At 63.8% G+C, this 21199-nt stretch carries 24 protein-coding genes; 8 read left to right on the forward strand and 16 right to left on the reverse strand.

The features are described from left to right. Positions 1–8: 8 nt before the first annotated feature. Together V6F88_RS14645 and V6F88_RS14650 are read right to left on the reverse strand one after the other, a co-directional pair. Entirely contained in the window at positions 9–281 is a 273-nt protein-coding gene (locus V6F88_RS14645) for a hypothetical protein (RefSeq protein ID WP_332610381.1), read from the reverse strand. Between the two features lie 236 nt (positions 282–517). Beyond that, positions 518–763, reverse strand: a complete 246-nt coding sequence (locus tag V6F88_RS14650) for a hypothetical protein (protein ID WP_046802809.1) — start codon at positions 761–763, stop codon at positions 518–520. A gap of 183 nt (positions 764–946) precedes the next feature. On the opposite strand from V6F88_RS14650, the gene V6F88_RS14655 reads away from it, so the two are divergent. The 5 genes from V6F88_RS14655 (at position 947) to V6F88_RS14675 (ending at position 4611) form a co-directional block, all read left to right on the forward strand. Continuing rightward, entirely contained in the window at positions 947–1552 is a 606-nt protein-coding gene (locus V6F88_RS14655) for a hypothetical protein (protein WP_332610383.1), read from the forward strand. Between the two features lie 77 nt (positions 1553–1629). Continuing rightward, a complete protein-coding gene (locus V6F88_RS14660) occupies positions 1630–2088 on the forward strand; it encodes an Lrp/AsnC family transcriptional regulator (RefSeq protein WP_050446088.1) in 459 nt (152 codons plus the stop codon). Between the two features lie 92 nt (positions 2089–2180). Further along, positions 2181–2489, forward strand: a complete 309-nt coding sequence (locus V6F88_RS14665; RefSeq protein ID WP_332610386.1) for a hypothetical protein — start codon at positions 2181–2183, stop codon at positions 2487–2489. Next, positions 2486–3466 (forward strand): 4-hydroxythreonine-4-phosphate dehydrogenase PdxA, encoded by a 981-nt coding sequence (gene pdxA, locus V6F88_RS14670; RefSeq protein WP_332610388.1) that lies wholly within the window; start codon positions 2486–2488, stop codon positions 3464–3466. The genes V6F88_RS14665 and pdxA overlap by 4 nt, the downstream gene beginning before the upstream one ends. 167 nt (positions 3467–3633) lie before the next feature. Further along, the gene (locus V6F88_RS14675; RefSeq protein ID WP_332610390.1) at positions 3634–4611 is read left to right on the forward strand and encodes a bile acid:sodium symporter family protein; all 978 of its coding nucleotides are present in this window, start codon (positions 3634–3636) and stop codon (positions 4609–4611) included. Between the two features lie 103 nt (positions 4612–4714). On the opposite strand, the gene V6F88_RS14680 is transcribed toward V6F88_RS14675, so the two are convergent. From V6F88_RS14680 to V6F88_RS14735, 12 genes are all read right to left on the reverse strand, one after another. Then, positions 4715–6097, reverse strand: a complete 1383-nt coding sequence (locus V6F88_RS14680) for a replicative DNA helicase (protein WP_006218311.1) — start codon at positions 6095–6097, stop codon at positions 4715–4717. Continuing rightward, entirely contained in the window at positions 6094–6933 is an 840-nt protein-coding gene (locus V6F88_RS14685; protein ID WP_332610391.1) for a hypothetical protein, read from the reverse strand. The genes V6F88_RS14680 and V6F88_RS14685 overlap by 4 nt, the downstream gene beginning before the upstream one ends. Positions 6934–7060: 127 nt before the next feature. Continuing rightward, entirely contained in the window at positions 7061–7516 is a 456-nt protein-coding gene (gene rplI / locus V6F88_RS14690) for a 50S ribosomal protein L9 (RefSeq protein ID WP_332610392.1), read from the reverse strand. Positions 7517–7531: 15 nt separating this feature from the next. Continuing rightward, positions 7532–7804, reverse strand: coding sequence for a 30S ribosomal protein S18 (gene rpsR / locus V6F88_RS14695; RefSeq protein ID WP_006218308.1), 273 nt, complete (start codon positions 7802–7804; stop codon positions 7532–7534). A 118-nt stretch (positions 7805–7922) separates the two neighbouring features. Next, on the reverse strand, positions 7923–8246 hold the full coding sequence (gene priB / locus V6F88_RS14700; RefSeq protein ID WP_046802801.1) for a primosomal replication protein N: 324 nt from the start codon (positions 8244–8246) through the stop codon (positions 7923–7925). A gap of 51 nt (positions 8247–8297) precedes the next feature. After that, entirely contained in the window at positions 8298–8672 is a 375-nt protein-coding gene (gene rpsF, locus V6F88_RS14705; protein ID WP_006218306.1) for a 30S ribosomal protein S6, read from the reverse strand. Positions 8673–8867: 195 nt separating this feature from the next. Then, complete coding sequence (locus V6F88_RS14710) at positions 8868–9791, reverse strand: DUF817 domain-containing protein (protein WP_332610393.1); 924 nt, start codon at positions 9789–9791, stop codon at positions 8868–8870. 7 nt (positions 9792–9798) lie between these two features. After that, positions 9799–10596 (reverse strand): GTP cyclohydrolase FolE2, encoded by a 798-nt coding sequence (folE2, locus tag V6F88_RS14715; protein ID WP_332610394.1) that lies wholly within the window; start codon positions 10594–10596, stop codon positions 9799–9801. A gap of 272 nt (positions 10597–10868) precedes the next feature. Then, positions 10869–12737 (reverse strand): 1-deoxy-D-xylulose-5-phosphate synthase, encoded by a 1869-nt coding sequence (gene dxs / locus V6F88_RS14720; protein ID WP_332610395.1) that lies wholly within the window; start codon positions 12735–12737, stop codon positions 10869–10871. 53 nt (positions 12738–12790) lie between these two features. Next, complete coding sequence (locus tag V6F88_RS14725; protein ID WP_332610396.1) at positions 12791–13702, reverse strand: polyprenyl synthetase family protein; 912 nt, start codon at positions 13700–13702, stop codon at positions 12791–12793. A gap of 7 nt (positions 13703–13709) precedes the next feature. Further along, complete coding sequence (locus V6F88_RS14730) at positions 13710–13976, reverse strand: exodeoxyribonuclease VII small subunit (protein ID WP_046802796.1); 267 nt, start codon at positions 13974–13976, stop codon at positions 13710–13712. Positions 13977–14058: 82 nt separating this feature from the next. Beyond that, positions 14059–14913, reverse strand: a complete 855-nt coding sequence (locus tag V6F88_RS14735; protein WP_332610397.1) for an IclR family transcriptional regulator — start codon at positions 14911–14913, stop codon at positions 14059–14061. Positions 14914–15082: 169 nt separating this feature from the next. On the opposite strand from V6F88_RS14735, the gene V6F88_RS14740 reads away from it, so the two are divergent. The 3 genes from V6F88_RS14740 (at position 15083) to V6F88_RS14750 (ending at position 18767) form a co-directional block, all read left to right on the forward strand. Next, positions 15083–16051, forward strand: a complete 969-nt coding sequence (locus tag V6F88_RS14740) for a Bug family tripartite tricarboxylate transporter substrate binding protein (protein WP_332610398.1) — start codon at positions 15083–15085, stop codon at positions 16049–16051. A gap of 227 nt (positions 16052–16278) precedes the next feature. After that, a complete protein-coding gene (locus V6F88_RS14745; RefSeq protein WP_332610399.1) occupies positions 16279–17289 on the forward strand; it encodes an acyltransferase in 1011 nt (336 codons plus the stop codon). A 332-nt stretch (positions 17290–17621) separates the two neighbouring features. Continuing rightward, positions 17622–18767, forward strand: coding sequence for an aromatic ring-hydroxylating oxygenase subunit alpha (locus tag V6F88_RS14750; RefSeq protein ID WP_332610400.1), 1146 nt, complete (start codon positions 17622–17624; stop codon positions 18765–18767). A 160-nt stretch (positions 18768–18927) separates the two neighbouring features. On the opposite strand, the gene V6F88_RS14755 is transcribed toward V6F88_RS14750, so the two are convergent. Beyond that, on the reverse strand, positions 18928–20058 hold the full coding sequence (locus V6F88_RS14755) for a TIGR03364 family FAD-dependent oxidoreductase (RefSeq protein ID WP_332610401.1): 1131 nt from the start codon (positions 20056–20058) through the stop codon (positions 18928–18930). Between the two features lie 13 nt (positions 20059–20071). Beyond that, on the reverse strand, positions 20072–21094 hold the full coding sequence (locus tag V6F88_RS14760; protein WP_332610403.1) for a putative 2-aminoethylphosphonate ABC transporter substrate-binding protein: 1023 nt from the start codon (positions 21092–21094) through the stop codon (positions 20072–20074). Between the last annotated feature and the right edge of the window lie 105 nt (positions 21095–21199).

A 21199-nucleotide genomic window follows, 5' to 3' on the forward strand; every position in this document is an offset into this window, starting at 1 on the left:
CGACGTCGTCAGCAGACAAACCTGCCGCTGGCGCGCAGCACGTGACGGCGGCGCGCCTTGCGGTACCAGCCGCCAATAAACGGCAGCAGCGCCAGGCGGCGCAGGATGGGATGGCGTTGGTCGAAGTCGTGCCACGCCTTGAAGCCATGGCCCATGCGCTCCCAGCTCTCGCGCGCTTCGGGAGAAAGTTTGCCGGGGTCGAACGCCGCCAGCTTTGCCGCTTCCGAGACACGCGCCAACATGGCGCTGCCCGGATGTTCCAATCGATACTGATTCCGCATGGGGCCGCATATTACCCGGCTTGGCGGCGGTGTGGACACCACACAATCGCGCGCTTGAAACGCGCAAATGGAGCCACCTTTGACCGCCCTATCCAAGCCTTTGTATTTAAAGGCAAATGCCGATCTATGCCCGGACTATCCCAAGGCTTGTCCACAGAAGCTGTGGGTAACTTTCCCGCCGGTGCGACTCGGAACGCCGGTCCGCCACCCAGATGCTGACCGCTTGCCCCTAGCGCTTATTTCAACGCGGCAATGATCATGTCGCGCACGCTTTCAAAGCCCGCCACATACTGGGGATTCTCGGAACGGGCCAGCAGGCTGGAATAGTTCTGTTCCAGTTGCGCCTCGATGGCCTCGCGCAGGCCCGGCGATGCCTTGGCCAGATGCAGCATCGACAGCAGCGTCGAATTCAGCGCGTCGATGCGGCCGCCCTGGTGCGAAATGGTGTGGACGATAACGGCGATTTGTTCTTGAGTATCCATGACTGAAGCCTCCTGGCATTGATGATCGGCGCAAATCCTAGCATGGCCTCCGGCAGCCCATGGGCGCCCGGCGCGTGCTAGGCAAGCGCCGGGGGCCGCGCTAGCATAAAGCGTGCCGCTCAAGCAACGCGGCGCACGCAGCCGGGCGCCATCCACGGCGCCCGGGGCCACCGGAGCGCGCGTATGAAGACGATCCAGAACTATGCACCGCCAGATGCCCAATCTTTGCAGCGCTTGCAGGACAGGTTGGGATTCAGTGACGCGCGCATGGCCGAGCTGGCCGGGCTGGATGCCGCAACGCCGTGGTCCAGTTTCGTGGGTGGCCCCGAGCCGCGCGCGCTAGGCCGGCAACGGCTGTTCTTCATGATGGCGCGCCTGGCGCTGGACGAAGCGCAGTGGCAAGGCGTGCTGGACGCCATGCACGAAACCGGCGCCCGCTTCGACTATGACGACGCCTTGTCCGCCAGCGCGCCCCCCGCGCCTGATCCGGTAGCCGACGAGGAACGCAAATTCGGCATGCTGCTGGTCAGCCGCAACGGCGCCTTCCACGAAATGGAACAGCTGCGCGAATTCGCGCACTTCGCGCATGAAGCCGACGTCAGCCGCTACGTCAATTCGGTCTTCTATGACAGCGACATCGACCTTTGCCGCTTCCGCTTCGCCGATCACGACGGCCTGACAGACGCCGCCCGCGACCGCATTTTCGACGCGGCCCACAAAACCATCACCCGATTCGAATTCGATGGCCGCATCTACCATGGCGGCATTCCGCCGGAATCGGACGGCTAACAACGCGTCATCGCATTGACGCGGGCGCCCGCCCGCCTGTACCGTCGGCTCTTCGCTATTTGCGGCACGCCTTTTGCATGAACGAACGACTCGACGACATCGACCGGCAATTGCTCAGCCTGCTATCGGCCAATGCGCGCGAGCCCGCCGCGATCCTGGCGCGCAAGCTGGGCTTGGCCCGCACCACCGTGGTCGCGCGCATTGCGCGGCTGGAACGCGAACACATCGTGTCGGGCTACGGCGTGCGCCTGGGGCGCCGCCTGGAAGAAGCCGCCGTGCGCGCGTATTGCTTCATCAGCGTGCTGCCCAAGACACCGGCCGCCGTGATCCGCGAACTGGAACGCATGCCGGAAGTGGAAGAAGTCTCGTCCGTCAGCGGCCCGTACGACTACCTGATCTTTCTGCGCTGCGAAACGCACGAGCAGCTGGACGACCTGTTGGACCGCATCGGCCTGATCGACGGCGTCAAGCAAACGCAGACGTCCATCGTCCTTAGCCGCAAGGTCGACCGCCGCAGCGCGGTGGCCGCGCCCTAAACGTACCTGACCCTGCTTGGGCCGGTCGGCCGTCTTTTCTCGTGGGCCGACATGGTGTTGTAATGGCGGATATCGCGTTTTCTGGATGCCCCATGCTTGCACGCCTTGCCCCCGCCGCCGCCCTGCTGACCTTGCTAGCCGCCTGCTCCAGCATGAGCGAGGTCACCTCCGTCGGCAAAGACACCTACAGCGTCACCTATAGTTCAGGCACGCAGTTGCTGACGTGGGTGGAACTGAAGAACCAGACGCTGCAACGCGCCGACCAGTATTGCCAGGGCATCGGCCGCAAGCTGCAAAAACCGAAGGTCACGTCGAATCACGCCACGGGCCTGGGCTCCAAGCGCGCCACGGTTACGTTTGAATGCGGCGTTGTCGAGCCGCCCAAGGACAAGGCATCGTGAACGCCTCATTGCCCGTGGGCATCACCATGGGCGATGCCGCCGGCATCGGCCCTGAGATCGTCGTCAAGGCGATCGCGCAAGGCCTGAGCGCCCCCTGCGTGGTGTACGGCGATGCGGGCGCGCTGCGCCGCGCGGTGGCTCAGCTGGGCGCACGCCTGGACGTTGTCGAAGTGGGCGATGTCGCCCAGGCCGGCCCCGATGCAGGGCGCATCCATGTCATCGCCTGTAGCCCGGCCCTGCCCGACGATTTGCCGCTGGGGCAGATCAGCGCAGCGGCAGGACGCGGCGCCTACGACTACGTCTGCGCCGCGATTGACGACGCGCAGGCCGGCCGCATCCGCGCCATCGTCACCGCGCCGCTGAACAAAAAGTCCATGCATGAAGCCGGCATCGACTACCCCGGCCACACCGAAATCCTGGCCGACCGCTCGGCCACACAGGACTTCGCGATGATGCTGGCCAATGACGAGCTGCGCGTCCTGCTGGTGACCATACACGTGGCGCTGGCAGACGTGATAGCCCGCATCACGCCCGACGCCGAGCTGACCGCCATGCGGCTGGCCGACCGCGCGTGCCGCCAGATGGGCATTGCCGCGCCGCGCGTGGCGGTGGCGGGCCTGAACCCGCACGCCGGCGAAGGCGGCAAGTTCGGCCGCGAAGATATCGACATCATTGAACCGGCAATCGCCCGCGCGCGCGCCGAAGGCATCGACGCCAGCGGCCCCTGGCCCGGCGACACCATCTTCATGCGTGCCCGCCGGGGCGAATTCGACATCGTCGTGGCGCAGTATCACGACCAGGGGCTGATCCCCGTGAAGTACCTGGGCCTGGACCATGGCGTGAACGTCACGGTGGGCTTGCCCTTCGTGCGCACCAGCGTCGACCACGGCACCGCGTTCGACATCGCCGGCCGGGGTGTGGCCGACCACGCCTCGCTGGTAGCCGCGTTCGACTTGGCGCTGGCAATGACACCCTGATGCGCACGACGGCGACGGCGACGGGGACTACAATACGCCCCGTTTCCGACGCCTCCCATGCGCCGCCGACTGCCCAGGCTTGATTCGCCGCGGGGTTTTCCGCTTGGCTTGCCGCCTGGTTCGCAGCGCGTTGTTCCCGCTTTTCGTCTGCTCCTCTCTATTCGTCCATGTCACGCCTTGTCCGCCTTCTGCCCGACCGCTTCACTCTCTACCTGATCTGCACCGTCATCCTTGCCAGCATCGTGCCCGCGCACGGGCAAGGCGTGGTGGTATTTGGCTGGATCACAAACATCGCGGTTGGCCTGCTGTTCTTCCTGCACGGCGCCCGCCTGTCCCGCGAGGCCATCATCGCCGGCCTGACGCACTGGAAGCTGCACCTTACGATTTTCTCGGCCACGTTCCTGATGTTTCCCTTGCTGGGCCTGGCGCTCAAGCCGGTGCTGGAACCCTTGGTCACGCCCGAGCTGTACCTGGGCATCCTGTTCCTGTGCTGCCTGCCGGCCACGGTGCAATCGGCCATCGCCTTCACGTCGATGGCGCGCGGCAACGTGCCCGCCGCCGTGTGCAGCGCATCCGCCTCCAGCCTGCTGGGCATCTTCCTGACGCCGCTGCTGGTGGGCACGGTGGTGGCCAACGCGGGCAGCGCGCCGATTTCGTTCGACGCGGTCGGCAAGATCATGCTGCAACTGCTGCTGCCCTTCGTGCTGGGCCAGCTCGCACGCCGCTGGATCGGCGCATGGGTGCACAAGCACAAAGCCATGCTGAAGTTCGTTGACCAGGGCTCGATCCTGCTGGTGGTGTACACCGCCTTTTCCGAAGCCATCAACGAAGGCTTGTGGAGCACCACGCCCATCCCCGCGCTGGCGGGCCTGGTGGTGTGCTGCGCGGTCATCCTGGCACTTGCGCTGGGCCTGTCGGCGCTGGCCGGCAAGATGTTCGGCTTCAACGTCGAAGACCGCATCACGCTGCTCTTCTGCGGTTCGAAAAAGAGCCTGGCCAGCGGCATTCCGATGGCGCAGGTGCTGTTCGCCGGCCACGCCGTGGGCGCGATCGTGCTGCCCTTGATGCTGTTCCACCAGATCCAGCTGATGGTGTGCGGCGTGTTGGCCGCGCGCTATGGCAAGCGTCCTGAAATTGAAGGCTGATCGCCGCGATTGATCTACCGTCCAGACATAAAAAAAAACCGCGCCCCTTGATACGGGGCGCGGTTTTTTTTTGGAGCCAAGGCGGCGACTGCCGCGATGGCGGTCAGTACATGTCGCGTGGCTGTGCACCCGAGAAGTTCAGGAAGCGCGTGCTGGAACCCTGGAAGGTCAGCCGCACCGTGCCGATAGGGCCGTTACGCTGCTTGCCGATGATGATCTCGGCCGTGCCCTTGTCCGGCGAGTCCGGGTTGTAGACTTCGTCTCGATAGATGAACAGGATCACGTCGGCATCCTGTTCGATAGCGCCGGATTCGCGCAGGTCACTCATCACAGGGCGCTTGTTGGGGCGTTGTTCCAGGCTTCGGTTCAGCTGCGACAGCGCAATCAGCGGGCAGTTCAGTTCCTTGGCCAGGCCCTTCAGCGAACGGCTGATTTCCGACACTTCGGTCGCGCGGTTTTCGCCCGAGCCGTTACCCGACATCAGTTGCAGGTAGTCGATAATGATGAGCCCAAGCTGGCCGCATTGGCGCGCCAGGCGGCGGGTACGCGCGCGCACTTCCATGGGGCTCAGCGCGGGCGTTTCATCGATGTAGACCTGCGCGTCCTGCATCAGCTGCACGGCGTGGGTCACACGCGGCCAGTCGTCGGCGATCAGCTTGCCGGTACGCATGCGATGCTGGTCCAGCAAACCGACCGAACCCAGCATACGCATCGCCAGCTGCACGGCGCCCATTTCCATGGAAAACACCGCCACGGGCAGGCCCTGCTCAATCGCAACGTGTTCGCCGATGTTCATCGAGAACGAGGTCTTGCCCATGGAAGGGCGGCCGGCCACGATGATGAGGTCGCCGCCCTGCATGCCGGACGTCATCTTGTCCAGGTCGGTAAAGCCGGTGGGCACGCCGGTCACGTCCGAGCTGCCTTCGCGGTGGTAGAGCTCGTCGATACGTTCGACCACCTGGGTCAGCAGCGGCTGGATTTCCTGGAAGCCCGCGGCACCGCGCGAGCCTTCCTGGGCGATCTTGAACACCTTGGATTCGGCTTCGTCCAGCAGCTGGCGCGCTTCCTTGCCCTGCGGGTTCAGGGCGGCCGACGAGATCTCGTCGGCGATGGACACCAGCTTGCGCAGCATGGCGCGCTCGCGCACGATTTCGGCGTAGCGGCGGATGTTGGCGGCCGACGGCGTGTTGTGCGCCAGCGCATTCAGGTATGCCAGGCCGCCCGAGTCCTCGGCCTTGCCGGCGCTGATCAGCGATTCATTGACGGTGATGACGTCGGCCGGACGCGCCAGGCCGATCAGCCGGGCGATGTGGTGCCAGATCAGGCGGTGGTCGTGGCGATAAAAATCTTCTTCGACCAGCACGTCGGCGATGCGGTCCCACGCGGTGTTGTCCAGCAGCAGGCCGCCCAGAACCGACTGCTCCGCCTCGATGGAATGGGGGGGAACTCGCAGGTATTCAAGCTGGGGATCGGCAGGTGTGTTCATGACTTCGATAGTAACGGCTGCAGGATGTCCGCAACGCGAAAAAACCCTTGCACATCGCGCGACGGAAGGCGCCGCAACAAGGGACGCAAAGGCGCCGCGACGCTGCAAAGAATGCGCGCCAGACGGGTCAGGCGCGCTTTGACGGCGGCATCGGGATTGCTGTCCAGGTACACGTCGAGCGCCAGTTTACCCAGCGTGACGGCGACGTCATCGGGCAATTTACGCAAAGACACCAGCGAGGACAACATCTGGAAAAGGTCGTACGCCTGCGCCAGCGGACGCGACAGCGTCGACCCGATATTCTCTTCGAAGTCGATGCGCCACAGCTCCCCGTCCTGCAAGGTGACGTTACGGATTTGCGCGCCGCCGTGCCACATGCCACGCGCGTGGAAGGCGGCCAGATCTGCGGCGGCCGCACGGGTCAGCCACAGCTGCGAGGTAGCGTCTTCGTTGCGAATCAGATCAGCCAGGTCGTCGCCCACGTACTCCAGCACCAACAGGCCATGCTCCTGCCACCACACTTCCGGCACACGGCATCCGGCCTCCAGCAACATCGACAGGCGCTGGGCTTCGTGCGTCAAGCCATTGCGCAGCAACACGCCCGGGCGCGGAAATTCACCCAGGAACAGCTTGCAGCCCACGCCCAGCAGAAAGGCGCGCACATAGCGCAGCGCATAGCTGACGCCACGCCCGAAGCCGGGCCGCCGGCGCTTGACGATGCAGCGCACGCCATCGATCGTCACGTCACGCACCGAAGGTTCACGCAAGGCGTCGACACTGTCGAGCCAGGCGCGCAGGCCGGGCGGCGCGTTGTGATGGACGGGCGGGTGGGTCAAGAGGTCCTCTGAGCTGGGCAAGATGGCGAGGCGATGCGTGATGCCGCCAAGGCGGAACGCAACGACGGCCGGTCAAAAAGAAAAAAAGCCGGCGCGCGGGCCGGCTTCTTTTTACCGCGGGTACGGCTTAGGACAGTTCGCCTTCCACCAGAACCGTGACGTCGACGACAACGTCGGCGTGCAGGGCGACCTGGATCGGGAACTCGCCAACCGACTTCAGCTGGCCGTTGGGCAGACGCACTTGCGCCTTTTCAACGCCTTCGAAACCGGCCTTCTTCAGGGCTTCGGCGATGTCGGCATTGGTGACCGAGCCGAACAGACGGCCGTCAACACCGGCCTTCTGAGCGATCTTCAGCTGGTAGCCGGCGATGCGCTCGCCCAGCGCTTGGGCGGCGGCCAGCTTTTCAGCCTGGGCCTTTTCGAGTTCGGCGCGGCGAGCTTCGAATTCCTTCAAAGCGGCGTCGGTAGCACGACGGGCCTTGCGCTGGGGGATCAGGAAGTTGCGGGCGTAACCGTCACGCACGCGAACGACTTCACCGAGGTTGCCCAGGTTGACGACTTTTTCGAGCAGAATAACTTGCATTTTCAGTGCCCCGGATTAGTTGTGGTTGTCGGTGTAAGGCAACAGAGCCAGGAAGCGCGCGCGCTTGATGGCCGTGTCCAGCTGGCGCTGGTAGATTGCCTTGGTGCCGGTCAGGCGAGCCGGGATGATCTTGCCGTTTTCTTGCACGAAGTCGCGCAGGGTGTCCAGATCCTTGTAGTCGATCTCTTCGACGCCGGCTGCGGTAAAGCGGCAGAACTTACGACGCTTGAAAAGCGGGTTCTGCTGCGTGAATTTGCGTTTTTCTTTGCGTTTTCCGAAGAAAGCCATGATATGTGCCTCTATGTTTGAGGGGGCGGGTTTTACCCGGGGTTTTTAGAAACCGGGCCCAGCTCCCCATAACCTATCCGTATTCAGAAGGCGCTCTCGCACCCTTTGCTCAACCTGTTCAAGCCACCTGCGGATCGCGTCCTGCGCTACCGCTGATCTTGCGTGCCTGCTGCAAATGCAGCTTGATCTTCACCGAGTCCTTGCGGGCGGGAGCCAAAAACCCCTGCACCAGCAATTCAGACCCTAACGCGGTGTTCTTCAACAGCAACGCCAGATCGCCCAGTGCCACGGCCGTAATCGTCAATTCAACACGGCGCGGATGGCCGGCTTCGATAACTTCGGACTCGTGTGCCAGCACCATTTCCAGTGCGGGCAGGCCGGCGGGAGTGTGGCGCAAAGGCTCGCATTCGAGAACGCGCGCGCTAAGTTCCAGCTGATTCATCCTGCCAGGCACCAAGGGGACTTCATAAGTTGAGCTCTGCGTGAGCCCTGCTTATTCGGGCTGAACCGCGACAGCCTCAGCCGAAGCCTTACGGGCTTCTTCACGCTCGACCGACTTCATCATGATCGAGGGCGTGGTCTGGGCCTTCTTGGTCTTGATGACCAGGTGGCGCAGAACGGCGTCGTTGTAGCGGAACGAGTGTTCCAGCTCATCCAGCGTGGCTTGGCCGCACTCGATGTTCAGGCAGACGTAATGAGCCTTGACGAGCTTCTGGATCGGGTAGGCCAGTTGGCGGCGACCCCAGTCTTCCAGGCGGTGAACCGAGCCGCCTTGGCCCGTAACCAGCGCTTGGTAGCGTTCGACCATGGCGGGCACTTGCTCGCTTTGGTCGGGGTGAACGATAAACACTACTTCGTAGTGACGCATGAGTAAAACTCCTTGAGGATGTCTTGCCGGCCTGGCGTCTTGCACCCGCGCTTTCCATCATGGGTGGTTGTGTGGTGGTTCACAAAAGACATCAGTCCCGCAAGGGGCAGCCCGCTACCCAAAAACCATGGGCGGTCGAGCAAGAAAGCCCTCGATTATTACCGATTGAAGATTGCTTCGCAAGCGCCTGGCGCGTCAGGAAATCAGGGACGGGGCTTTTTCGCCGCCCTGCCCCGCCGCTTGCGGCAGATTGGCAACAGCGATTTCCCTGGGCCGGTTAACCACGCTGACCATCACGTAACTGATGATCATCAACAGGAACCACGACCCCAGCTTGGCGATGGACACCCACTGCCACGCGTGCGATTGGTTTGGATAGCGCCAGGCGTTGGCAAAGGTGCCGATGTTCTCGGCAAACCAGATGAACAAGGCCACCAGCACGAAACCCAGCAACAGCGGCATGCGGCGGTAGACGCGCCAAATGCGGAAATACACCCAGGTGCGGGCAAACAGCACGGCGGTCAGCGCAAACAGCAACCACCGGAAATCCATGACGAAATGGTGCGAAAAGAAGTTTACGTAGATCATCACCGACAAGGCCACGGTGGCCATCAGCGGAGGATGCGCGCGAAAGCGGAAATCGAACAGCCGCCAAACGCGCGCCAGATAACTGCCCACTGCCGCATACATAAAGCCGGTAAACAGCGGCACACCGCCAATGCGTAGCACGCTGGCCTCGGGGTAGATCCAGGACCCCGCCGCGGTCTTGAAGATTTCCATGCCCGTGCCCACCACATGGAACATCAGGATCACGCGGGCTTCGCTCCAGGTTTCCATGCGCAGCGCCAGCAAGACGGCCTGGATGCCCAGCGCCGCCAGCGTCAGGAAATCGTAGCGCGCCAGCAGCGCATCCTTGGGGTACCACCAGTGCGTGCCCAGCAGCAGCGCGCACATCAGCCCGCCGAACAGGCAGGCCCAGGCTTGCTTGATGCCAAAGCGGAAAAACTCGTAAAGCGCCACGCCCAAACGGCCGCGGCCGGCCAGGTTATTGGCCAGCCGCGATTCCCAGGCTTGCAGCCTTGCGATAAGCGGCCAGTCGGTGGCCGCCGGATGATTCACGGTGGTTTCAGCCTTCCACGACGGCGTAGGCCGAGTGGTTGTGAATCGATTCGAAGTTCTCGGCTTCTACCCGGTAACGCGCGATGCCGGGGTGCGCCGTCAGGCGCGCGGCCACGTCCCGCACCAGGTCTTCGACAAACTTGGGATTGTCGTAGGCGCGTTCGGTCACGTACTTTTCGTCGGGCCGCTTGAGCAGGCCCCACAGTTCGCACGAGCCTTCTTCTTCGATCAGGCGGATGACGCCGTCCATGCTGATGTCGTCGCCAAGAATGGCAGACACCGTCACGTGCGAACGTTGGTTGTGCGCGCCGTATTCCGAGATGGCCTTCGAACACGGGCACAAGCTTGTCACCGGCACCTGGACGACCAGCTCGAATTCGACCGCGTCACCCTTGGCGCGCGCGATCCACTGAACTTCGTAGTCCAGCAGGCTTTGCACGCCCGAAATGGGGGCCGACTTATTGATGAAATACGGGAAGGCGGCGGTGATGTCGCCGCTTTCGGCGTGCAGCAACGGCAGCATGTCGGCCGCCATGGCGCGGAAGCGGGCCGGCGTCATGGGCGTGCTGCGGTATTTTTCCAGCAGCGCCACAAAGCGGGACATGTGCGTCCCTTTTTCTTCGGGGGGCAGCGCAACGGTCAGCGTCCAGTTGGCGACGGTGCCCTGCGGCGCCCCATCACCGCCTTCAACCAGCATGGGATGGCGCACGCCACGAATGCCCACGCGCTGAATCGGGATGTGCCGGGTGTCAGCCGAACTTTGAACATCGGGCATCACCAGGGCGGGGTCGATCGGAGAATTCATGTCAGCGTACCTGTCTAGGCGATCGATCGCTTGCGGACGCGCCTAGGAAACTTGAAGAGGGGGCCATTATCGCCGAAAGCCTTGCCTACGCCTGGGAAAACCCTTCTATGGGTAGGTCGGTGACGGCGGAACAGTGTGTTCCAGATTTTGGGCAATGGCGAGGCCGTTGCCCGAAGGGACGGCCGGGTCGACCGCCGGCTGGGTCAACCACCGACAGGGCCGAAGCCGGCCAAGTGAAGCCGGCTAAGAGAGGCCGGCTAAGTGCAACCGGCTTAATCTTCGGCGAGCAGATCGGCGTAGCGGTTACGGATCGACTGCTCGATACCGGCGGCATCCAGACCGATGCCGGCCAGCAGGGCCGATTGTTCGCCATGGTCGATGAAAACGTCCGGCAAGCCCAGTTGCAGCACCGGAATCTGCACGCCCTCGGCGCTCAACACTTCCAGCACCGCACTGCCCGCGCCGCCCATGATGGAGGCGTCCTCGATCGTGACCAACGCATCGTGGCGGCCGGCCAAGTCCAGGATCAGCGCCTTGTCGATCGGCTTGACGAAGCGCATGTCGGCAACCGTGGCGTCCAACTTGCCGGCCGCGGCCAACGCGGCTTGCACCAGCGTGCCGAAACCCAGGATGGCGATTTTCTTGCCCTCGCGCCGCACCACGCCACGGCCCAGTTCCACCGTATCCAGGCCAGGGGCTTCGACCGCGCCGCAACCCGCGCCGCGCGGATAGCGCACGGACGCCGGGCCGGGATGCTGATAACAGGTCGACAGCAGCAAGCGCGTTTCGCTTTCGTCGGACGGCGTGGCCACCACCATATTGGGCACGCAACGCAGGAATGCCGTGTCGTAATTGCCCGCGTGGGTGGCGCCGTCCGCGCCCACGATGCCGGCGCGGTCCAGCGCGAACGTCACGTCCAGATTTTGCAGCGCCACGTCGTGGATGAACTGGTCGTAGCCGCGTTGCATAAAGGTCGAGTAGATGGCCACAACGGGCTTTTGCCCTTCGCAGGCCACGCCCGCCGCGAACGTCACGGCGTGCTGTTCGGCGATGCCCACGTCGAAATAACGCAGCGGAAAGCGCTTTTCGAATTCCACCAGGCCGCTGCCTTCGCGCATGGCGGGGGTGATCGCGACCAGACGCGTGTCCTGCTCGGCCGTGTCGCACAGCCACTGCCCGAACACCTGCGTGAACGTGCGTTTGCCCGGCGCCTTCGATTGCAGGATACCGACGGCGGGATCGAACTTGCCCGGGCCGTGATAAAGCACCGGGTCCGCTTCGGCCAGCTTGTAGCCCTGCCCTTTCTTGGTGACCACGTGCAGGAATTGCAGCCCTTGCAGCGCCTTCAGGTTCTGCAAGGTGGGCACCAGCGCGTCCAGGTCATGGCCGTCGATGGGGCCGACGTAATTGAAGCCGAATTCCTCAAACAACGTGGCCGGCGTGACCATGCCCTTGGCGTGCTCTTCAAAACGGCGCGCCAGTTCCAGCACGGGCGGCACGTGCTGCAAGACGGCGCGGCCCACGTTCTTGGCAGTGGCGTAGAAGCGGCCCGACATCAGGCGCGCCAGGTAGCGGTTCAGCGCTCCCACCGGCGGCGAGATCGACATATCGTTGTCGTTCAGGATCACCAGCAGGTTGATGTTGGGGGTGACGCCTGCATTGTTCATGGCTTCGAATGCCATGCCCGCCGACATGGCGCCGTCGCCGATGATGGCGATGTGCTGGCGCTGCACGCCGGCATTGCGCGAGGCCACCGCCATGCCCAGCGCCGCCGAGATCGACGTGGACGAGTGCGCCGTGCCGAAGGCGTCGTATTCGGATTCGCTGCGCTTGGGAAAGCCGGAAATGCCGCCCTGTTGCCGCAGCTGCGCCATGCCGGCGCGGCGGCCGGTCAGGATCTTGTGCGGGTAGGACTGGTGGCCCACGTCCCAGACGATGCGGTCATGCGGCGTGTCGAACACCTGATGCAGGGCTAGCGTGAGCTCGACCGTGCCCAGGTTGGACGACAGGTGCCCGCCCGTTTTGGATACCGACTCCAGCACGAAGCCGCGCAGTTCGTCGGCAAGCTTTTTCAGCTCGCGACGATCCAGGCGCTTGAGGTCTGCCGGGGATTGAATGCGGTCCAATAAATCAGTCGTCATGCTTTTTTGGGGTTCGTTGACCCGACCTGGACTCAGGCCGGGCTTGTCACGGATCAGCGGTCTCGAAGGACGATGAAGTCGGCCAATTGCGCCAGGCGCAAACCGGCATCGCCCAGGGGTTCAAGCGCCGCCAGCGCGGCCACACGCAATTCCTCGGCGAACTCGCGCGCCTCGGACAGGCCCAGTAGCGACACGTACGTCGGCTTGTTTTCCGCCGCGTCCTTGCCGGGCGTCTTGCCCAGGCTGGCCGTGTCGGCGGTAACGTCCAGAATATCGTCCACCACCTGGAACGCCAAGCCCATGGCCTGCGCGTAGGCGTCCAGCGCCTGGCGCGAGGCCGAGCTTGCGCCCGCCACGATGCCGCCAAGCGCCACGCTGCACGCAAGCATGGCGCCCGTCTTCATGCTGTGCATGGTCTGGAGTTCATCGCGCGACAGCGAATGGCCGACGCTGAGCAGGTCGATGGCCTGGCCGCCCGCCATGCCCTGGCTGCCGGCGGCGCGCGCCAGCGACTGCGTCGCCTGCACGATCAGCGCGGGCGCGATCGGCATGGATGCCAGCAGGTCGAACGCCAGCGGCTGCAAGGCGTCGCCGGCCAGCATGGCGGTGGCTTCGTCGAACTGCACGTGGGTAGTGGGCCGGCCACGACGCAAGGTGTCGTCGTCCATGCATGGCAGATCGTCATGCACCAGCGAATAAGCGTGGATCAATTCGACAGCGGCTGCCGCGCGGTCCAGCGAGGCCTCGATGGCCAGCACACTGCCGCTGACCGGGCAGGCCTGCCCGGCGGCGTAGACCATGGCGGCGCGTACGCGCTTGCCACCGCCCAGCACGGCGTAACGCATGGCTTCATGCAGGCGGACAGGCAGCACATCCGCGGGCGGCATCAGGTCGTCCAGGACGTCTTCAACGTGCCGCACGCGCCCCTGCAACCACTCCGCGAAGGGGAGTTGAGTGGTCTTCATCGGTTTCTTATTCGTCATCCAGCGCCGCCGGGTCCAGCGGGCGCAGCAAGTCGCCTTCCAATACCTTGACCTGCTGTTCCGCCTGCGCCAAGCGTTCCTGGCAGACCCGCGTCAACGCCACGCCGCGCCGGTAGGCAGCCAGCGACTGCTCAAGCGGCAACGAGCCGTCTTCCATGGCTGCAACCAGCGATTCCAATTCGGCCAGGGCCGTTTCAAAATCCTGGGGCAAGGGACGGTCATCGATCTGCGGATCGGCTTGTGTGGGGTTGGCCAAACGGGTCTCCGAGGGCGCTAGGGGTGGATCAATTTGTGAATTGTACGAGATAGCCAACGCGGACCCGGATGCGCCGCGAGGATCAGGCCGGCGCCCCCGCCAGTCCCGCAATCGCGGCCCGTAATGCCGGGCCTACGCGAGACCTCAGGTCCGGTTCGGGCAAGAGGCTCAATGGCCCGCCGCAGCTCATCACGAAGACGCCTTCGCCGGTGATCGAGGTAAAGGGCACGGCAACGGCATTGATGCCGGATTGCCATTCACCCAGCGCGAAGCAGCAGCCGAATTCCTGCAATTCGGCGCGGGCGCGGTCAATGGCGGCCACCGGCGGAGCCACCGGGCCCAGCCGCGCCATCACTTCCTGACAAGCGGTGTCGGGCAAGCTGGCCAGATAGGCCCGGCCCATGGCGCTGTCCAGGCTGGCGCGATAGCCCACGGGCAACCGCAGATACAGCGCCGACGACCCGTGAATGGCTTCAACGTAGGTCATCGCGTCGCCATCGAACGCGCCCAAGGCCACGGCACCGCCGGTGTCGCGCGCCAGTTCGGTCATTGACGCCTTGGCCAGTTCGCGCACTTCCAGCCCGGCCAACAGGCCGAAACCCAGCGCCAGCACGCCATAGCCGGGCGAATACTTGCCGGTGTCGGGGTGATAGCGCAGGTAGCCCAGTTCGGTCAGCGTGTAGGTGATGCGGCTGATGGTCGGCTTGGGCAGGCCGGTCAGGCGCGCCAGGTCCAGGTTGCCCAGCGCCATCACGCCATGGCGAAAGCAGCGCAACACGTCCAGACCCCGCGCCAGGGCGGTAATGAAGTCGGGCGAATTGGCGCCCTCGCCCACGCCGGCCGTGCGCTTGCGGCGTGCCGGCTGGCTCAGTTCGAGCGTTTCGTCCGGTTTGACGGCGGCGTGCAGGACGCGCTTGGAGTCAGAAAAAGATTGCATTTCTATTCGCTTCGTTTTTATAGTTTATTTCGAATGACAAAACCAAATTCCAGTACACGGAATTTAAAACATCCAAGGAGACCTGGCAAGCCACCCCGCGGCGCAACGCGACGCGGCGGCCAAGCCAGGCCCGGCGATCCACTCATGCACGCGATTTCAAGGGGAAAACATGATTCGCACGAGCCTCAAACTGCTGGCCACCGTCCTGCTCAGCGCTGCCGCGCTGGGCGCTCAGGCCGAGACCTACCCGACCCGCCCGATCAAGGTCATCTCGCCCTTCCCGGCCGGTGGCGCCACCGACGTGCTGACCCGCATCCTGGCCGAACGCATGGCCAAGACGCTGGGCCAGCCGATGATCGTGGAAAACAAGGCAGGCGCCGGCACGTCCATCGGCGCGGCCTACGTGTCGCGCGAGCAGCCGGACGGCTACACCATCCTGATGGCCACCAATTCCACGCTGGTCACGAACCGCTATCTGTATAAGGAACTGCCCTACGACCCGGACGGTTTCGCCCGTATCGGCATGGTGGGCGTGGGCCCCCTGGTGCTGCTGTCCAGCCCCAAGCGCCCGTTCAACAGCACGCAGGACGTCGTGGCCTATGCCAAGCAGAACCCCGGCAAGCTGACGTTCGCCACGTTCGGCCCCGGCACCTCGTCCCATCTGGCGGGTGAACTGTTCAAGGAACGCGCCGGCATCGACATCCTGCACGTGCCGTTCAAGGGGGCGACCCAAGCGCTGCCCGCGCTGATCAGCGGCGACGTGGATTTGTTCTTTGACATGGTCGCCACCGGCATGCCGCAGGCGGACGCGGGCAAGGTCAAGGTGTTTGCCATCACCAGCCCGTCGCGCCTGGCGACGCTGCCCAAGCTCCAAACGCTGGCCGAAGAAGGCTACCCCGCCTTCGACATGACGGCGTGGTTCAGCTTCGTGGCGCCCAAGGGCACGCCCGCGCCGGTGCTTGAAAAGCTGCAAGCCGCCCTGACCGAGACCCTGAAGGACGACGCCGTGAAAAAGCGCCTGCTGGACATGGGCATCGACCCGCGTTCCGGCACGGCGGCCGAGCTGGACAAGCAGATCAAGACCGAACAACCCATCGTCTCGCAGTTGATCAAGCAGGCCAACATCGTCTTGCAGTAACGCGGCAATGCCCTGATGCGGCCGGCCCGCCGTCTCCGGTTTTCGTGACAAATCGTTGGCGCGCGGACCCGGCCGCCAAAGCTTGCCGGGCCACGGGCCCGGCCCCATTGCACCGACAGCACCCAGCCGGGTCCTGTCGGTTTTTCATGCCTTGCCTAACCGCTGGATACAGAAGGGCATGGGACCGACTGCTATGGTGAAAAAGCGAAAACACCAGCGGGAGCCCGATGCAAACCCCCGAAGACCGTTATGCCCGACTGGACGCCGCCCGCTGGCTGGCGGCCGTAGCCGTCGTCCTGCTGCATAGCGCGGCCTTGATTGTCAGCGACCCTGCCGCGTATGGCGGCGGCGCGTGGCTGGCCGCCAATCTGTATGACTCGGCGGCGCGCTGGTGCGTGCCCGTTTTCGTCATGGTCAGCGGCGCCCTGCTGCTAGATCCGAACAAGCCCCAAGACGCCCGCAAGTTTTACAGCCGCCGCATGGCGCGCATCTGCGCGCCGCTGCTCTTCTGGACCCTGTTCTATCTGGCCTGGCGCACCGGCCTGGACTGGTGGGACGACGGCCGGGTGGACTTTTCGTTCTGGCCACGCAAGGTTGCGCAAGGCGAACCCTATTACCACCTGTGGTACCTGTACATGATCGTGGGGCTGTACTTGTTTGCCCCGCTGGCCCGCCTGCTGTACGCACGCAGCACGCCGCGCGGCCGGTCGCTGTGGGTGGTGGGCATTCTGGGCGTGGCCATCCTGGATGCGCTGTACCGCCGCGCGCTGGGCGCCCCGCACGGATTCTTCCTGACCTGGTTCCTGCCGTATCTGGGTTATTTCGTGGCGGGCCGATTGATTTTCGATGGCGACCTGCGCATTCCCCGGCCGGGCCTGATACTTGCGGGCAGCGTAGCGGCAACGGCGCTTGGCGTCACCGTGATGTCCGACGGCCATGCGCTGGACACGTACTTTTATGATTACTTCAGCCTGACGGTGCCCTTCATGTCGCTGGCAGCCTTCCAGTGGATCGTGTCTTCGCCCCGGCTGCCGCGGCTATCCGCCCTGGCGCCCTTGACCTTCGGCGTGTACCTGATCCATCCCGTGTTCCTGGACGTGGCACGCCGGGCCGGCGCCATCTCCGGCAACCCGCGCGACGCCTGGGCAGTGCCCTTGCTGACCGTTGCCGTGTTCGCGCTGTCGGCAGCCAGCAGCTGGCTGTTAAGGCGTCATCCGGCCACGCGCAAGCTCGTCTGAAAGACCTACGCCGTGAAGGGTTAATCGACGATGGGACAGGGCCGGCAGGCCCCGCCAACGCTGGATTTAGGCCCGTCCATCTTCCCGGGCGGGAGGGAGGCCCTTGGGGTACAATTCACGGCTTATTTGATCGGCCAGACACCGATTTTTCTTCGCGCCAGCACGTACGTAGCCAAGCTCACGGTTGAGCTCCAAGCAGTTTTTCAGATCGTTTTTCGAAGCGGCTTTCGGTTTTCGGCTTTCGAATCGGATCCTTGAAACTGCTGGGCTTGAACAAAAGCGCTTGGCAGAGCTCAAACCGTCCTGGCTTTTTTATCCGAGCGGAGGGAATCATGACCGACATCGGTCGGATGGCACATGTCGTGCCAGCTCGCACCCAGCTACCCGTCAGTGCATATTTTGACGAAGCCCTCTTTGCCCGCGAGCAAGAACTCATTTTCAAGCAATCCTCGCAATACGTCGGCCATCAGAAATTGGTGCCCGAAATCGGGGATTGGCGGTCGTTGGTACAGGAAAGCGGGGGACGCGTGCTGGTTCGCAACCAGCAAGGCGTTGAACTCATCTCAAATGTCTGCCGCCACCGCCAGGCTTTGATGCTGGGCGGCGAGGCCGGCAATGTGGCCGGCAACTGCAATACGCACGGAAACCTGAAGGCAACCGGTGGCAACATCGTTTGCCCCCTGCACCGCTGGACGTACAACAACCAAGGCGAGTTGTTGGGCGCGCCTCAGTTCGACACCACGCCCTGCATGAACTTGCAGAAGTTCCGCCTGCGCGATTGCCACGGTTTGCTGTTCGAAGGCCCGCGCGATCCGGCCGCCGACATGGCGCCGCTGTTCTCGCGCCCGGAATTCAACTTCGGCGACTACGTGCTGGACCACGTCGAGGTGCATCAGTGCAACTACAACTGGAAGACCTTCATCGAGGTCTACCTTGAGGACTACCACGTTGGCCCGTTCCACCCGGGCCTGGGCCGCTTCGTCACCTGCGACGACCTGACCTGGGAATTCAACGACTGGTACAGCCTTCAAAAAGTGGGCGTGCACAACGCGTTGGCGCAGCCGGGTTCGGATGTGTACAAGCAATGGCACGACCGCCTGTTGTCGTTCCGCGAAGGCGACGCTCCGGATTTCGGCGCGGTCTGGGTCACGTACTTTCCGACCCACATGATCGAGCTCTATCCGCACGTGCTGGTGCTGTCCACGCTATACCCGAAGAGCCCGCAGGAAACGGTGAACGTCGTCGAGTTCTACTACCCCGAGGAAATCTCGGCGTTTGAACGCGAATTCGTCGAAGCCCAGCGTGCGGCGTACATGGAAACGGCCATTGAAGACGACGAGATCGCCGAACGCATGGACGCGGGCCGCAAGGCGCTGATGTTGCGCGGCGTGAACGAAGCCGGCCCTTATCAATCGCCCATGGAAGACGGCATGCAACACTTCCACGAATGGTATCGCCGGATCATGCAGGACCTGTAGACCTGGGTACCTGTAGACCTGTAGGCACCCTGGCTTTTGCCATACGGACCATACAAGCCATACAAAAAGGGCTTTGCGTCACACAACGCAAGGCCCTTTTCTTTTGTCTCAAGCAATCGGATCACGGCCCAACCGCCCGACCGTCATCCGACCAGGGCCATCAGTGCCCCAATACCTTGGTCACGGTGCGTTCGCCGATGGCCAGACCCACCGTCATGCCCACGCCTGAATGCATGACTGCAACGGTGGTGGCCGCATCCACCGGCATCACCGAAAACGGCGCCGGTCCGTGCGCGCCGTAAACGCCCTGCCAGCGCTCAAGCACACGCAGGCGCGCACCCAGCGCCTGCGAGGCCAGGTCCAGCATCGTGTTGTCGACCGCTTCGTCGTTGAACGGGAACGCGTCCGTGCCATAACGATGCGAATCACCGATGATCAGTTCACCGTTGGGCGTGGGGCTGATCAACAGGTGTATGCCGTTTTCCAGCAGCATCGGCGTGCGTTGCTGGATAACCTGGCGCAGCGCATGCGCCGTGGGCAAATCCGAGAAGGCGCCGTAGTGCACGCAGGACAAGCCGGTCAACACCGGGCGGTCCAGGGCAATGGGGTTCGTCTCGAACGCCGCGCGCAGCATTTGCAGGCGCGTGACTTCCAGGTTCATCGGCGCGAAGCGTTCGGGCAGCAGCGTCAGGTAATCATGGCCGGGACACACAAACACATGCCTGCCCTGGAACTCGCCGGCGGTGGTACCCACCCCCCCGTTTTCGACCGCGCGCGCCAGGGTGCCGGTGATGAACGTCACCCCCAGCGACTCGGCCAGGTATCGCGTGATGGCAGGTAGGGCATCGCGCGAGTAGATTTGCAGGTCGTCATGCCCGCGCAGCGCCAGGCAGTGGTGCGCCAACTGACCGCCATACAGGCCGGCCACCTGGCGCGCCGACAGCAGCTCGGCACGGTAGCCTTCCTGCATCAAGCGCGTGTCCGCAAATTCCTGCAACACACTGGCCTCGTCGATATTTCGCGCCAGCACCAGCGCGCCGTTGGCCCGCACATGAAAGCCCGCCTTGGCGGCCAGATCCAACCACAGCTCGCGCGCCTGCTGGGCATGCGACAGCATCATGCCGGGCGCCTGGCCGGTCACAATGACCTGGCCGAAGTTGCGGATGGTGGCGCCATGCGCCTGGCGGCTGCGTTCGATCACCGCCACCGACAGGCCGCGCTTGGCGGCCGCCCAGGCGTGCGCGATGCCAAGCATGCCCGCGCCCACCACGATTACGTCGTATGTTTTCATCGCGGGCCGCGCCTTACTTCTTCTTGGGTTCCGACTTGCCGTCGTAGCGGCGCGTCCACTCGGCGATGATGCGTTCGCGGTGGGTCGCGGCCCACACGAAATCGTTCTTGATCATGCGCTTGGTCAGGTCAGCCGGCAGGTTCGGGTTGACCGTCGCGATGGACGGAATCGCCAGCACCGCGAAGTTGGCCTTGTACAGTTCGTTGGCTTCACGGCTGGCCGAGAAGTCAGCCAGCTTGCGGGCCGCGTCCAGGTTCTTGGTCCCCTTCATGATGGCGGTGGCTTCGACTTCCCAGCCCAGGCCTTCCGACGGGAACACGGCTTCAACCGGCGCACCGTCGGCCTTCAGCTTGGCTGCGCGATAGTCGAACGACACGCCGATCGGGAATTCGCCGGCGGCCGCCATGTTGCAAGGCTTCGAGCCCGAGTGCGTGTACGACCCGATGTTCTTGTGCAAGGCGTCCATATAGGCCCAACCCTTGTCTTCTCCAAAGATCTGCAACCAGGCGCTGACATCCAGGAAACCCGTGCCCGAGGACGCCGGGTTCGGCATGACGATCTTGCCGGCGTACACCGGCTTGGTCAGGTCTTGCCACGACGTGGGCTTGGGCAGCTTCTGCTTTTCGGCTTCGATGGTGTTGAAGCAGATGGCAGCCGCGTAGCCGTCCATGCCGACCCACGACGGCTCGGCCTTGGCGTCGCGCATGTTGGCGGCGATCTGGTCCAGGCCCTTCGGGGCGTACGGCTGCAACATGCCTTCCTTGTCCATCAAGCCCAGCGCCGTGCCCGCCAAGCCCCAGATCACGTCCGCCTTGGGGTTGCTTTTTTCAGCCAGCAGCTTGGCCGCGATGATGCCGGTGGAATCGCGCACCCACTGGATCTTGATGTCGGGATTGGCCTTTTCGAACGCGGCCTGGTAGACCTTGATCTGATCGGCTTCCAGCGCGGTGTAGACCGTCAGCGTGGTCTCGGCGGAAGCGACGCCCATCACGCCCGTCAGGGCGGTGGCCAGTGCAAGCAGCTTGTAGCGATTCATGAAGAACTCCGTGAATAAGCGGAAAAACGCGTAAAAAGGGTGAACGTCGCCCCCACTGCCGGCGGGTGCCGGCTGCGGTACAAAGGCGCGCACAACAGGGAATGC

The sequence above is a fragment of the Achromobacter sp. ESBL13 genome, assembly GCF_036668755.1.
Lineage (GTDB): Bacteria > Pseudomonadota > Gammaproteobacteria > Burkholderiales > Burkholderiaceae_B > Achromobacter.